Source organism: Streptomyces sp. NPDC031265, from assembly GCF_055570295.1.
Window position 1 is genome coordinate 1 of the sequence record NZ_JBVIHM010000018.1, and the last position, 12673, is coordinate 12673.

The window sequence follows — 12673 nt, forward strand, 5'->3', positions numbered from 1 at the left end:
ACTCCCGCTGCCGGACGGCGAGCTGCTCGGTCAGGCACCGCAGGGTACGGCTGGACAGATCGATCGACGACGGGCAGACAAGCACGCGAAGCTCCTGGCAGACACGGGTGATCTTGGTCGAGAACCCATCTACCAGGAGCTTCCTCGCTCCGTACAGCCCGCACCGACCAACACCACGGCCCCACGCTCAGGTTGGAAAAGGCTCAGTGTCCAGGTCATTCGTCACGCAACGATCTTGGACACCCTCTCTGTGTTCCCGAACGCATCGCCGGCCTGATACGGCCGGGGCGGGCTCAATGCCGGAGCAGCCACAGAACCCGGTCCCACGACAGAAGGTGGTACACGACCAGCGCACCGGCGAGCATCACGGCGAGAGTGCGGGATCCCGCCGCGTACAACGCCGCCGCCCCGCCGAAGAACACAGCCAGCTCCAGCAGGAACCGCAGCGGACCACGGGTCGCAATCACCGTCCCTCCGGACCGGGATGCATCGTCCGGGGTGGCAAACACCCCCCACAGCACAGCCACGACCAGGGGAACGGCAACCACCCAGACGTACCGCAGGGAAGCAGGCGCGGTAACCCATGCCCAGAGCCCGAAGCACACCAGAGCCACCAGCTCCAACACGAACCTCACACCCAGAGCCAACGGGTGAAAGCCATACCCGGACGACATACGCGCAATTCCCTCCGTCGCAGCCCCTCCATGATTACAGACCACCGCACGGGAGACTCAAGAACCAGCTCAGACACCGGACTTATTCGTCTATTCGTCTAGGCGATCTTGGGGATGTGTGATGTGTGATGTGGTTTGGGTTGTTGTCATGCCAGAGGGGTTGGCATAGCGGTACCGTTGTGGGTGGAGCTCTCGTCGGAGCAAGAGACCGACTGAGGGCGCCGGTTGAGGGCCCGGGACCTGACGTCGATCGAGCGGATACGGCTGGAGTGTATGCGTCTGTCGATGCAGGGCTGGGCGGCGCCTGAGAGGTTGTTAAGTCCGTTTCTGGTAGCGGCCTCGTCCGGGTTGGGTGAGGAAGCCTTGGCGGGTGAGGCGGCCGAGGCGGCTGCGGGTGATGTTGACGGACGCTTCGTCGGTGGGCATGTCGAGGAGTTCGTGCAGCTCGCGAGCTCGGAACACTTGGTCGGGGTGCTGGTTGAACGCGTTCACGGTGTCCTGGTAGGCGGTGTTCGCCTCGGGTGGATCGGGTTCGGCTCCTGGTGGTGCGACCTCCGTGATGATTTTTCGAGTGGTGGCCAGGTCCGCGAGACGCGCTTCGGTCTCGGCGAGGGCGGCGGTGAAGTGCTCGATCTGGCCGCGTAGTTCGTCTGTCACCGCGCGCCCAGGCGCGGAGACCCAGGACCAGCCGGCCCGGGCCGTAACGGCCCGGGCCGGGGTGGACCGGCAGGGAACGGTCAGACGGCCTGGGCGGTCGGCATGATGGTGACCTGCTGGAGGTTGGCCCGCGGGGGGAGGGAGGCAACGAAGGCGACGGTCTGCGCAATGTCTTCGGGCGTGAGCCACTCGATGGTCTCCTTCGAGCCCTCAAGCCAGGCAAGAGCACCGTCGTCGGTGACGTGGCTCTGCAGCTCAGTGGCGACGATGCCGGGCTCGATCGCCGAGACACGTACCTTCTTCGCACCCAGCTCGGCCCGCAGGTGCCGAGAGAGGTGGGTGACGTACGCCTTGGTCGCGGAGTAGACGGCGAAGTTCGGGAAGATGTTCTGCGCCGCGATCGATGACGTGTTGATCAGGTCCGCAACACCGCGTTCCTCGGCGGCCTTCACCAGCTGCGGCGTGAACGCGCCGATGACGTTCATCAGGCCGGTGATGTTGAGGTCGATCTGGTGCTGCCACTGGTCGGTGGCCAGCTCCTCGATGGGGGCGGGCAGCATGACGCCCGCGTTGTTGAACAGCAGGTCGGCGCCGCCGAACTCGCCCGCGACCCGGTCCGCTGCCGCCCGTACCGCCGCCGCGTCGGTCACGTCGACAGCCAGGGCCAGGGCCTGGCCGCCGTTCTTCCCGATCCGGGCCACCAGCTGCTCCAGCCGGTCCGCACGCCGGGCCAGGACGACAACACGGGCGCCGAGTTGGGCCAGGTGCTCGGCCGACGCCTCGCCGATACCGCTGGAGGCACCGGTGACGACCGCGACACGGCTGGAGAGGGGGCGGGGGGAAGTCTGCGTGGTCATGAGGCACACCTTTCAAGGTGGGTGAGTTGAGGGGTTCGGGACCGCGGCCTGTCGCCATCGGCTCCATCACAAGAACACCACCCACAGACGCCTCACGGGGCGCCGGAGAAGGCCCTGACCAGGCAGGTATCCGCAAGGAAGGTACTGGCAGTACCACCCAGCCCGAGGCATGGCCCGCTCGCACCCGCCACACTGGGGGTATGGATGACCGTAGTAACGAGCTCGCCGACTTTCTGCGCACCCGCCGTGCCCGGGTCACCCCCGACCAGGCAGGGCTGCCCGATGACGGCCGGGCCCGCCGCGTGCCCGGGCTGCGCCGCGACGAGGTCGCCAGACTGGCCGGAGTCAGTACCGAGTACTACACCCGCATCGAGCAGGGCCGGGCGCAGAACCCCTCCCCCGAAGTGCTCGAATCCCTCGCCGGCACCCTGCGCCTTGACGCTTCCGAGCGCGAGCACCTCACTGACCTCCTGGCACGTCCCACATCGACCCGTCGCGCTCCGGCCAGCCCTCAGCGCGTGCGCCCCGGACTGCATTTGATGCTGCAGACCCTCGACCACGTGCCCGCGTTCATTCTCGGTCGGCGCACCGACGTCCTGGCCTCCAACCGCCTGGCCCGCGAGGTCCTCACCGACTTCGACGCCCTGCCCGCGCCCCGCCGGAACCTGGCCCGCTACTACCTCCTGGACCCCGACGCCCGCGAACGGGTGGGTGACTGGGCACAGATCGCCGCCGAAACCGTCGCCATCCTCCGCCTGGAAGCCGGCCGAAGCCCGCATGACCGCCAGCTCGCTGATCTCGTCGGCGAACTCACGCTGAAGTCCCCGGAGTTCTCCACATGGTGGAACGACCACCGGGTGCTGCGCCGGACGCACGGCGCCAAGCACTACCACCACCCCCTCGTCGGCGACCTGTACTTCTCCTACGAGTCCTTCCAAGTGCCCGGTGACACGGACCAGACGCTGTGCGTCTACAACGTCGAACCCGGCTCCGACACCACCCAGGCTCTGCGACTCCTCACCAGCTGGACAGCCCCGCAGCCGACGCAGACGCCGGAACGAGGTGCGTAGAGGGCCGGGCCGCTACGGCTCGACGCTCCGGCCGAGTTCAGCTCCTCGCCGCCCTGCGGCGCGGCCGGACCAACCTCTTTCGATGTCACGAGCCACCGACGTGCGATCGGACGGAGCGACCGCACGGCTCCGTGCCCGTCGCTGGCGGCCCGTTCGCGCTGGAGCTGATGTTCCACGCCGTGGCGCTCTGGCCCCGCAACGGACGAAAGACCCTGTGGCCCGGCTCTCAGCGTGCTGCGACGATGCCTCCATCAGCTCCTCGATCACCATGCCCGCCGTCGCGTCATCGACCCGGCAGACCACCACCACGGGCCCCGCCGCGGTCAATCGGAGTCCCCTCCTGATCGGAACCCTGGTCCGGCGTGCCGTCCAGACTCGTTTTCTTGGCCGTCTCCTTCGAGGTCTCTGAACGCTTATGACGGTCCATCACTAGTGTGATGCGCCAGAAATCCTGGGGATTAGCCAATACCCTGTTGTCATGTCGCATCCCGGGCCTTCTGCTGTGGAGATCACGCTGTCCGGGGCTGAGCGCGCTGAGTTGGTGCGCCGGACGAAAATGCCGCACCGGCGCTCGGCCGAGAAGGCCCGCATCATCCTGGCGTGCGCTGACGCCATGTCAAACGCGGGTGTGGCGCGAGTCGTCGGCGTCCAGGCCAAGACGGTGGGCAAGTGGCGTCGCGCTTTCGCCGCAGCGCGGATGGCCGGGCTCCATTTCACTCCCACCGACTCCTCCTGGATGAACCAGGTGGAGCGGTGGTTCGGCCTGCTGACCGACAAGCTCATCCGCCGCGGCGTCCATACCTCCGTGAAGGCACTGGAGGACGACATCACTGCGTGGATCGACACCTGGAACGAGAACCCTCGGCCGTTCACCTGGACCAAGACAGCCGACGAGATCCTCAACTCCCTCGCCGACTACCTCACCAAGGTCGCAACCACCGGCCAGATAACAGAGCAGAACTAATCACCAGGATTTCTGGCGCATCACACTGGATAACGTAAGTACCTGTTCCATATTCCCTGCGGTGCTCTTCTGCCGACGCGGTCCGGGTCCATGTAGCGTCAGCGCCAGGGGGCTGAGATGAACTTCGACGAGAACGAACCGCAGTCTGTTCGAGAGGAACGCTTCGCCGCAGAACGAGCCGAAAGCAGAGCGGCACGCGAGGCTGCGTCGCTCGACTCGCGGGGAGCCCACGTCGGTGCGGCCATTGTGACCATCGCCCTGGTCCTCCTCAGCTGGTACGGCAAGCTGGTCGCTCTGGGCGTCGTCAGCGGAGTCTTTCTGCTCTGGTTCGCCGCAGCTCTCGCATGGGCCTACGCCGACGGGGACCATGGCCGGCACGCACTCCAGCGCGCGTACGACGTCACCTTCGGATGGGGCGACGGAGTCTGAGAACCAAGGCGGCTTGAGGGCCCGGTGACCTCTTGGTGGGGCTGCTGACCGACAACGCCAAGACGATCAGTCGCGTTGTGCCTCGCGGGAGGCCGGCTGTCCGCTTCTGCGGGAACTCCGGCGGGTGATTCGCCTGGTCATAAGAGGTCGCGCGGATTGGCGTGCGGCGGGGTGGCAGATGAGGCAGGCACAGGTTCAGTGATCATGGAGTTGCGACGCTCGTGATCATCAAGGAGACCTGTGCCTGCGCTGCCATCATGGCTGACCGAACCGCTATGGAACCAGTTCGCTGCTCTGCTGCCGCCGCGGTCGGAGTTCGATCCGGCCCATCCGCTGGGCTGTCATCGACGCCGTGTCGCCGACCGGATCGTGTTCGACAAGCTGCTGCAGGTCCTGCGCTTCGGCTGCTCCTATGAGGCGCTTGCGGACACGACCTGCTCGGCCACCACGATCCGAAGCCGCCGCGGCGAGTGGATACGACTGGGCCTGTTCGCCCGGTTGAAGCAGATCGCGTTGGAGGCCTACGACCGTATCGTCGGCCTGATCCTCGACCAGATCGCGGTGGACGGCGCGAGCACCAAGGCCCCGGGCGGCGGCGAGGCGGCCGGACGGTCACCTGTCGACCGGGGCAAGCAGGGCATGAAACGCTCCGGGATAACCGACGGCTACGGCATCCCGATAGGCCGCGTCCTGGCCGGTGCCAACCGTCACGACTCCCCGCTCCTGGCCCCGACCCTCGACCTGCTCGACGGGGACCACTCCCGGACGACATCACCGTGCACCTGGATGCCGGTTACGACTCCGCTAGCACCCGCACCGAACTGGACCGGCGAGGACTGCACGGACAGATCGCCCACAAGGGCGAGAAGGCACCGATCCAGGCCAGCCGGCGCTGGCACGTCGAGCGCACCCACGCCTGGCAGAACGCCTTCCGCCGCTTGGCCCGCTGCTACGAACGCCGCACCATGGTGATCAACGCCTTCTTTGACCTCGCCGACACCGTCATCACCGTCCGAAGTCTGATCCGACGGGCGTGGACCACTCACCGCTGGGACGGCCGCCCGCGCCGCCGCCCGTGACTCAACTCTTCTCCTGCGACTCCTCGTTCGTCTGCTGCACGCCGTCCAGATCATCGGCGTAGTGCTCGATCGCCCGCCGATAGTCCTGCACCCGACGGTCGCTGCTGGTGATGGCCAGCGTCTTCAGCAGCAGCCGCACCGCCTCGCGGCCTTCACCCTCGTTGTACAGCGCCATGGCCAGGAAAGCCCGCAGTGCAGGATCGTCCGGGAACTCATCGAGTCCTTGCCGCAGGGTCTGCACGGCCTCCCTGTAGGAGCCCCGGACCCGGTGAGTGCTCCCCAGCCCGAGGAGAGCTCCGTGACGATCCTCCGGAGACAGGCCAACACCGCCCAGGGCCCGCTCATAGAACGGCACAGCCTCGCGCTCCAAGCCGAGAACATCGTGTGCCCAAGCGGTCTGGTAGGCGATCTCGGCATCCTCGGGATACCGCCCGGCCAGCTCCACCAGTTCTTCCCGGGCCTGCCCAGCCTGACCCTGTTCCCGCAACTGAACCGCTCGCGCCAGCGCCGCGGCCCTCTCGTGATCATCGTTCATGTCGCCCTACGGTGGCACACCGTGCCCGATCGGCCAAGCGCCGCCCATGCCTCACCGCCGGACCATTCCGCGCGAGCTCTAAGGGTGATTGCGGCCCAGGTGATCAGCGACTCGGAGTGCTGGATGAGCCGTTCGTAGTCGCGGGCGTGCCGCCGGGCGGGCATGACCCAGGCGTGGGAGCACTCGACGACCCAACGCCGGGGCTGGACGACGAACCCAGGGGTGCTCTTCGGGCGGCTGACGGTCTTGATCGTCAGGTTCAGGTATGTCTTCGCCCAGGTCACGAGGCTGTCCGGCATCGCAGTTCCGTGCCGCGATGGAGGAGGCTCAGGGCGAGGACCTGGCCGCGCGCCAGTAAAGGGGTGGCAGGAAGGCACCCAGGCCGATCACGATGTCAGCGCCTCGCCATAAGCTCCAGATCGCAGTTGACCTTTGAGTATGTGCTCTCTGCGCTCATAGGTATTCGCCCCGATGACCGGCCGGCACGCGCAGGCCAGGATGGTGGTCATGACTGCACCCGACCCGTACCCCACCACCGCCCCCACCGTGGCGTCGACCGACCCGTTCGCGCCGTCCACGGCAGCGGTGCGCGTGTTCGCGGGCCTCGGCCTCCTCTCGCTCGCTTTCGCCTACGGGGCGTTCCTCGTCATCGTCCTCAATCAGGCATACAGCGGAGACGGGGCAAGCGGGCCCTTGGTGGACGCAGCCCAATGGTCGATGGGCTTGTCCGCAGTAGCGGGGCTGTTCGCGCTTTGCCTGCCCAGCACCACGGTGAGCCACGCAGCGCGGCGCAGGGCCGTCAGGCTGCAATACGTGCTGGCGTTCGCCGGCCCCGCGCTGGCCGCCATCGACTTCGCTTAAAAAGGCGTGAGCGGCGCGAGAGCCCGGACGACCTCGGGCCCTCTGTCCGGTAGAACGGCGCGCTACCCAATCGCCGATCCCCTCACCCCGCTGCCATGCAGCGTAGGTGTCCAGTGGATCGTCGTCCTGCAGCAGCTGAGCGGGAATCATGCGGCCGCTACGGCAGAGATCGCTGTTGCCTGGGATGAAATGTGTCACCGTCCAGTCCGGATTCTGAAGTGCCCCTTGGTACGCGCTCACTGCCACTGTCTGGAAGGTCCTCGCTGGTGAGCTAAGCAATTTGCTGAAATAGTGGAACGCCTGATGATGTACCTGGTTCTCCATCACGCCGTCCAGGAGAAGTAGCGTTGGCCTGGCACGTGCGTAGGTCTCCGCCAGCGCGATGATGAGCTCCATTCCGACGACGGGGTGTAGCCAGTCCTGATCGGCTCCATTGCATTCACGCTCTTCCTCTCCCAGGTTGTAGACAGCGCGAACGTCACTCGGCCGGCCGCGGCTGGGGCGGGAGGTGGCGCTGCCGGATCTCCATCCGTTCAGGCAGGCCAAGGAACCGGCCGTCGTCCACGCGGTCCGCCATGGCCTGTACGAGGTCGGTGAGAGCAGCAACGAATGGCGCGGCCGCGTCATCATGAAAGTGACCCGCGCGGCGGGTTGAACAGGTGCCCGACCCCAGTGACGATGCGCACCCGCCAACTCATCCTGCTCAAGCACCACACACGGCGCACCAACTCAAAGACATGCCACTGCCGCCCTCTGCCCACCCTCACCGAGCAACTGCGACTCAGCGCCGCCCAGTACAACTGAACAACTCCAGGTCACGGGCTCCCCCTCTGATCAGAATCGCCGGTCCCCGACAGTGGGGTGCCGAGGCGCACCGAGTTTGGCCAGTGCCTGGTCAGCATGGTTGCGAGAAATGTTGTTCTCGGCGAGGAGTGTGAGCAGTTCAACCGCCTTCCCTCGGTACCCGTCAAGTTCCGCGAGGTACTCGGCGGCCTCTACACGATAAGGGCCAGCCCAGACAGCCGGGTCGCTGGCGATTCTGGCCAGCACCTCGGCAGCCTCCTCTCGGTGCCGGGGCAGCTGAGACAGTGCTTTGGCTGCGAGCGCGTGACCAAGGATGTCGCCCTCGGGGTCATACTCGGTCATGGCGGCGAGGGGCTCGGCGAGACGCTCGTCGCCGAGCGCGGTCAAGTAAAGAGCAGCTCTCGCGCGGTTGCGGATGTCGGAGGTACCGAAGGTACCTCCGGTGGCCTCACGGAAGAGCGTTTCGATGGCGCGTTCTTCGCCGAACGCGGCCAGGAGCCCGGCCGCATCCCTTCGATCGTGGTGGTGGTTCCAGGTGCTGTACGCGTAGGGGGCGAACAGCCGGACGACCTCTTCTCGGCACTCCTTCATTTGGCTCAGGGCCCAGCCCGCATCCAACCGGCGCTGATAGCCGAGGGACTTATCGCCCGCGAGGCGCAGGAGGAGCCCGGCGGCTTCTGGCCGGTGCCCGCGCAACTGGGCCAGAGTCCAAGCTGCCTTCACGCGATTCTTGAAGCTGAGGGTGGTGTCGTCGACGAGCCGGGCGAGGAGCCCGGCACCTTCCTCCCAGTGCCCGTCCACGGCGACCAGGTACTTGGCGGCCACCAGGCGCCAGCCGGCCAGGTCTTGAAGGAGGGCGAGTTTGGCGAGTTGGTGTGCGGTGCGGTCAGCAGGGAGGTTGGTCCGCAGCTTCACCATCGTGGCCAAGAGACGGCAGGCGGCGATTGGGTTGCGCGAGGTGAGGTCGTCCAGTGCCTGGAGGGTTTCCGCCGCGATGTGGTCTGCGGGGGCGAGGAGTCCGTCGAGGAGGAAGCCGAGGTAGGACGACTCCACGTCAGGGAGCGACGCATGGCCGCCAGCAGAGGCATGTTCACGGCGGAACAGGCTCTGTAGCAGTTTGGCGCGGGCCTGTTCGTCGCGGGTGGCGTGGCGGGCTGCGTGGTATTCGAGGAGGGTTTGGTGGAGGAAGTGGAAGTCGCCGGAGCGCTCGGACAGGAGGCCGGTGGGTCGCAGGAGGTCGCCCAGGAAGGCGTTCCAGAGTGGTGTCTTCACTTTCGCCGGGCGCTGGACGTCCAGATGTCGGGCCAGGATTTCGACGACTGGGGCGGTGTTTCCGTTGATCCTCTCGTGGGCCAGGTGGTCGATCAGCCCGGGCAGGTCATCGCGCACCAGTTGCGCGGCCTGCTCGGCGGCCCGTTGGTCCCGGGGGATCTGATGGCGGTCCTTCAGGACGCGGATGACCTCGTCGTGGGTGCTACGGATGCTCTTGTGGGTGTTCTGCTCGTAGAGCAGCTCGACGAAGGACTGATAGGCCCCCGCGCGGCCTTCGGGCAGGTACCGGGAGGGATCGGCCGCATGCAGCTGGCACAGCATGGAGGCCACCAGCGGAGTGCGGGCCAGGTCGGCCAGCCCGGAGTTGCTGAGTCGCGCCGTGAACACTCTGACGTGACGGGCGCTGTTTGGCAGGTCGCGGAAATATCTTCGGGCGTACGTGCGCAGGTCGGCCGGGGTGAAGGGCTGTAGCTCGAAGCGGTCGGCGTCGGGGCCCAGCCGGTCGAGTTCTCCGGCTGGCAGGGGGCGGGTCGCCACGATGAACCGGTACGCCGACCGTTCCTGATCGGCCTCACGAGCCAGTCGTTCCAGAAGGGCGACGCGGGTGGCACGGTCGGGGACCTCATCGAGGCCGTCGACCATGACCAGCCAGGGCACTTGAGGGGACGGCGGCTGGCCGAAGACGTCCGCGGCTGGTGTGTCGCGCAGCCCGTAGGGGCCGAGGTCTTCGGTGACGGCGGTCTCGAGGGCCCGGACCAGGAGAGGGGCGTTGGCCAGGGCCGCGGCGCGGACCAGGACCGGGACCGCCGTATGCACCCCATTGCTGCTCGTGTTGGTCAGCCAATGGCTGGCTCCGTTGGCCAGATGGCGGCGCAACAAGGCGGACTTGCCGCCGCCGGCGGCGGCAAGGAGCACCCGTACGCGGCTGTCCCCCGCGAAGACGGTATCGGCAGGCACCGGAAGGCTGATCGCGGTCGGCGTGCGGGAATCGGAGCTGTCCAAGTCCGGGGTGCCGGGGTGCTGGTCTTCGGCCAGTTGACGGACGTAGACCTCGGCCAGTGGTAGTGGAGTGGGACCCTCGACGAGGCTGGGATAAGGATGGCGTTCGGCGCTACGCGAGGCGGCACGGAGGTAGGACTCGAACCGCGCATCGCGTCCACAGGCGACGCCTGGCAGTTCCGGCGGTAAGACGTAGAAGGTGACCTGGTCAGCGTGACCGACCGCCACCCCTCCGCTGGAGGCGGTGATAGCAGTTTGGGCACTGACGTGCAGGGCCGAGGTGCCGTCGGGCGCGCTCAGCCCTGAGGCGGGCCCGGCTGCGGAGGGTTTCCCAACGTGACATCTCCCATGCGCAGGGCAGCCACGGACCCGTGATCAGCCCGGATATCGATGTTACCTACCACCGCCTGTCCACCACCGGCCGCCGATACCCCATCAGCACGGGAATGCGCATGGAGCAGAGCACGCAGTCCCTCAGCAGCCAATTGCCGCTCACGGTCACCAAGGCTCTCCAGCGCCGCCTCGAAACGCGCCTGCCACACAGCCTGTTGAGCTCGTCTGACGCCGTCCGCCTCGGCATCGTCAGCGGCCGCCAAGACGTTCGCGCTGCGGTCCAGCTCGACGCTCAGCCGTTGCTCGTTCCCGTGGCCGAACCATCGGGCCACGGCTTGCTGGAACCCTTGCCATGTACTGGTACCCGCGGCCTGTACCACCGCCGTACCCCCCGCTGCGGCGAGCGCCACCAACCCCTCAGCCAACATTCACTGCCTCCAGTCCATCGGCTTCCCTATGACCACGACCAGACTGCCATGCCCTTTCCCGACTGCGGCATCTTCACCAAGGACACGTTCAACAAAGGACATTGGTTCCCAGGCGGACTCAGACCGGCATTGAGCAGCGCACGGGGCCCGGGCAACGAGAACCGGTTCTGGCTCAGGTTCTGTGGTGCGGCCACGTTGAGTGAGCGGATCAGCTCGCGGTTGACCGATCCCGATGGCGAGAACGAACCCCGGGTTGGTCCCCCGCCTCGGCTGCAGACCTCTTGCTAAGGAACTGCTTCGCTGCCTCAACCGCTTCTCCGTTGAGTTCCTCGACGGAGACTCCCCAGCTCTCCTCCCAGCCGTCTAGGTTGTGCGCGCAGTGCACAAGGGGTTCTAGCTCTTCGGGGTAGCCGAGGTCATAGGCGATGTCTGCCCAGATGAGGTGAGTGCCAGCGGCGGGATCCAGGGATCCGTCGGCGATCTGACCGGCGATCCAGTAGGCCATCGCCCACTTTGCGGCCCGGGGGTCCGCGGGCGGGTGGAAGAGCAGTCCCAGCTCCTCCAGTACTCGGTCGAAGAGGTCTGGCGCTTCGGGCTCTTCGCTCCGGAGGAGTCCAGCCAGCATGGCCAGGGACGGGCTCTCGACCCCAGCTATCAGCGCGTCCAGACCTGCCTGAATGAGCCGGTCCGACCCGACATGCCTGCCAAGTGCCCTCTCACGCGCGATGTGTCTGAACTGATCGAGGGCGTCGTCGCTGGCGCTGGTCATCAAGGTCTTCTCCGTCGGCATCTGGAAGGGGAAGGCTTGCACATCCGCCGCCGCTGCCATCGAGTTCCTCCCGTCGTCGGTGATCAGGACATGAGGACGCGCTTCCGTAGGAGGGCGAAGCCTGCGCGGCCGAACATCTGGCGCTTGAGCATCTTGATCCGGTTGACGTGCCTTCCACGACGCCTGAGCTCCAGGGCAGAGTCAGGCCGGCGATGACGGCGTCGCGGTCGCGGTCGATGCCTGCGGCAAGGGCGTGGAGGCTGGGCAGGTCGTCCCGCCGGACGGCGTCGAGCCAGTCGGGCAGGCGCTCGCCCTGGCGCTCGGTGAGCATGGTCGAGAAGGAGCGGACGTGGCCGGTGAGGGCGTCGAGTTCTGAGCAGTGCGCCCGGACGGCCTTGGGCTGGATCAGCGTGGCCACCAGCCGGTCCACGAACACCTACTGATACCGGGCGCCCGCACCCGGTGCACGCCGCGTGCCTGGAGACGTCGCCCTCCCGGCTACCGCCGTCAAGGGCGAGCCAACTTCTCGACCAGAGCGGCCAGGTGCGCCATCGAGACGTCCGTGAACAACGGATGTGCCAGTACCGCCCGATCAGCCATGCCCCTCACGATCAGAGCATGTTCCGCCCGCTCCACGCACCGACTCGTAAGTCCGATGTCTGATCTGGTTCTTGAGCCTCCCGTGCGGCGGTCTGTAATCATGGAGGGGCTGCGACGGAGGGAACTGCGCGTATGTCGTCCGGGTATGGCTTTCACCCGTTGGCTCTCGGTGTGAGGTTCGTGTTGGTGTTCTCTCTCCCCCCCCCCCCCAAGCCTCGGCCTGCCAGGCAAGGCATGCAGGTATGGCCTATCCGCCTGAATCCACCCCCTGGCGCCGTGGGGTCAGCTTGCGGGACAGCCGCGGTCCCAAAACTGGGGAATGGGATTACCGCGGTCGTCGGC

The 12673-nt window shown here is 66.8% G+C and carries 15 protein-coding genes and 2 pseudogenes; 8 read left to right on the forward strand and 9 right to left on the reverse strand.

The window, feature by feature from the left end; genetic code table 11:
- A partial coding sequence (locus ACZ499_RS25190; RefSeq protein ID WP_468678148.1) for a hypothetical protein occupies positions 1-277 on the forward strand: 277 nt, incomplete at its 5' end.
- A 16-nt stretch (positions 278-293) separates the two neighbouring features.
- On the opposite strand, the gene ACZ499_RS25195 is transcribed toward ACZ499_RS25190, so the two are convergent.
- From ACZ499_RS25195 to ACZ499_RS25205, 3 genes are all read right to left on the reverse strand, one after another.
- Positions 294-674: a DUF2568 domain-containing protein gene (locus ACZ499_RS25195; RefSeq protein WP_468678149.1), complete on the reverse strand. Its 381-nt coding sequence runs from the start codon at positions 672-674 to the stop codon at positions 294-296.
- 315 nt (positions 675-989) lie between these two features.
- On the reverse strand, positions 990-1331 hold the full coding sequence (locus ACZ499_RS25200) for a hypothetical protein (RefSeq protein ID WP_468678150.1): 342 nt from the start codon (positions 1329-1331) through the stop codon (positions 990-992).
- Between the two features lie 80 nt (positions 1332-1411).
- Complete coding sequence (locus tag ACZ499_RS25205) at positions 1412-2188, reverse strand: SDR family oxidoreductase (RefSeq protein WP_468678151.1); 777 nt, start codon at positions 2186-2188, stop codon at positions 1412-1414.
- Between the two features lie 200 nt (positions 2189-2388).
- Between ACZ499_RS25205 and ACZ499_RS25210 the strand changes: the two genes are divergently transcribed.
- The 4 genes and pseudogenes from ACZ499_RS25210 to ACZ499_RS25225 all read left to right on the forward strand — a co-directional run bounded on the left by ACZ499_RS25210 (position 2389) and on the right by ACZ499_RS25225 (position 5730).
- On the forward strand, positions 2389-3258 hold the full coding sequence (locus tag ACZ499_RS25210) for a helix-turn-helix transcriptional regulator (protein WP_468678153.1): 870 nt from the start codon (positions 2389-2391) through the stop codon (positions 3256-3258).
- A 556-nt stretch (positions 3259-3814) separates the two neighbouring features.
- A complete protein-coding gene (locus tag ACZ499_RS25215; RefSeq protein WP_468678293.1) occupies positions 3815-4222 on the forward strand; it encodes a helix-turn-helix domain-containing protein in 408 nt (135 codons plus the stop codon).
- A gap of 117 nt (positions 4223-4339) precedes the next feature.
- A complete protein-coding gene (locus ACZ499_RS25220; RefSeq protein ID WP_468678156.1) occupies positions 4340-4651 on the forward strand; it encodes a hypothetical protein in 312 nt (103 codons plus the stop codon).
- A gap of 240 nt (positions 4652-4891) precedes the next feature.
- Positions 4892-5730 (forward strand): annotated as a pseudogene (locus ACZ499_RS25225) (IS5 family transposase).
- Position 5731: 1 nt separating this feature from the next.
- On the opposite strand, the gene ACZ499_RS25230 reads toward ACZ499_RS25225, so the two are convergent.
- A complete protein-coding gene (locus ACZ499_RS25230; RefSeq protein ID WP_468678157.1) occupies positions 5732-6265 on the reverse strand; it encodes a tetratricopeptide repeat protein in 534 nt (177 codons plus the stop codon).
- 41 nt (positions 6266-6306) lie between these two features.
- A pseudogene (locus tag ACZ499_RS25235) lies at positions 6307-6570 on the reverse strand (IS5-like element IS4811 family transposase); the annotation flags it as partial.
- A 202-nt stretch (positions 6571-6772) separates the two neighbouring features.
- Between ACZ499_RS25235 and ACZ499_RS25240 the strand changes: the two are divergent.
- From ACZ499_RS25240 to ACZ499_RS25250, 3 genes are all read left to right on the forward strand, one after another.
- On the forward strand, positions 6773-7126 hold the full coding sequence (locus tag ACZ499_RS25240) for a hypothetical protein (RefSeq protein WP_468678158.1): 354 nt from the start codon (positions 6773-6775) through the stop codon (positions 7124-7126).
- Positions 7127-7634: 508 nt separating this feature from the next.
- Entirely contained in the window at positions 7635-7781 is a 147-nt protein-coding gene (locus tag ACZ499_RS25245; RefSeq protein ID WP_468678160.1) for a hypothetical protein, read from the forward strand.
- Between the two features lie 17 nt (positions 7782-7798).
- Positions 7799-7930 carry a hypothetical protein gene (locus ACZ499_RS25250; protein ID WP_468678162.1) on the forward strand — a complete coding sequence of 44 codons (132 nt, stop codon included), beginning with the start codon at positions 7799-7801 and terminating at the stop codon, positions 7928-7930.
- Positions 7931-7960: 30 nt separating this feature from the next.
- On the opposite strand, the gene ACZ499_RS25255 is transcribed toward ACZ499_RS25250, so the two are convergent.
- The 4 genes from ACZ499_RS25255 to ACZ499_RS25270 all read right to left on the reverse strand — a co-directional run bounded on the left by ACZ499_RS25255 (position 7961) and on the right by ACZ499_RS25270 (position 12161).
- Entirely contained in the window at positions 7961-10429 is a 2469-nt protein-coding gene (locus tag ACZ499_RS25255) for an NACHT domain-containing protein (protein WP_468678163.1), read from the reverse strand.
- Positions 10430-10497: 68 nt separating this feature from the next.
- Positions 10498-10962, reverse strand: coding sequence for a hypothetical protein (locus ACZ499_RS25260; RefSeq protein WP_468678165.1), 465 nt, complete (start codon positions 10960-10962; stop codon positions 10498-10500).
- A gap of 208 nt (positions 10963-11170) precedes the next feature.
- On the reverse strand, positions 11171-11731 hold the full coding sequence (locus ACZ499_RS25265; RefSeq protein ID WP_468678295.1) for a hypothetical protein: 561 nt from the start codon (positions 11729-11731) through the stop codon (positions 11171-11173).
- Positions 11679-12161: a hypothetical protein gene (locus ACZ499_RS25270; RefSeq protein WP_468678308.1), complete on the reverse strand. Its 483-nt coding sequence runs from the start codon at positions 12159-12161 to the stop codon at positions 11679-11681. Before ACZ499_RS25270 ends, ACZ499_RS25265 begins: the two co-directional genes overlap by 53 nt.
- Positions 12162-12673: the final 512 nt, after the last annotated feature.

Excerpts from the sequence above, each read along its gene's own strand:
- ACZ499_RS25195 (WP_468678149.1), bottom strand. The coding sequence starts at position 674 with ATGTCGTCCGGGTATGGCTTTCACCCGTTGGCTCTGGGTGTGAGGTTC.
- ACZ499_RS25205 (WP_468678151.1), bottom strand. The coding sequence starts at position 2,188 with ATGACCACGCAGACTTCCCCCCGCCCCCTCTCCAGCCGTGTCGCGGTC.
- ACZ499_RS25210 (WP_468678153.1), top strand. The coding sequence starts at position 2,389 with ATGGATGACCGTAGTAACGAGCTCGCCGACTTTCTGCGCACCCGCCGT.
- ACZ499_RS25215 (WP_468678293.1), top strand. The coding sequence starts at position 3,815 with ATGCCGCACCGGCGCTCGGCCGAGAAGGCCCGCATCATCCTGGCGTGC.
- ACZ499_RS25220 (WP_468678156.1), top strand. The coding sequence starts at position 4,340 with ATGAACTTCGACGAGAACGAACCGCAGTCTGTTCGAGAGGAACGCTTC.
- ACZ499_RS25230 (WP_468678157.1), bottom strand. The coding sequence starts at position 6,265 with ATGAACGATGATCACGAGAGGGCCGCGGCGCTGGCGCGAGCGGTTCAG.
- ACZ499_RS25240 (WP_468678158.1), top strand. The coding sequence starts at position 6,773 with ATGACTGCACCCGACCCGTACCCCACCACCGCCCCCACCGTGGCGTCG.
- ACZ499_RS25260 (WP_468678165.1), bottom strand. The coding sequence starts at position 10,962 with ATGTTGGCTGAGGGGTTGGTGGCGCTCGCCGCAGCGGGGGGTACGGCG.
- ACZ499_RS25265 (WP_468678295.1), bottom strand. The coding sequence starts at position 11,731 with ATGACCAGCGCCAGCGACGACGCCCTCGATCAGTTCAGACACATCGCG.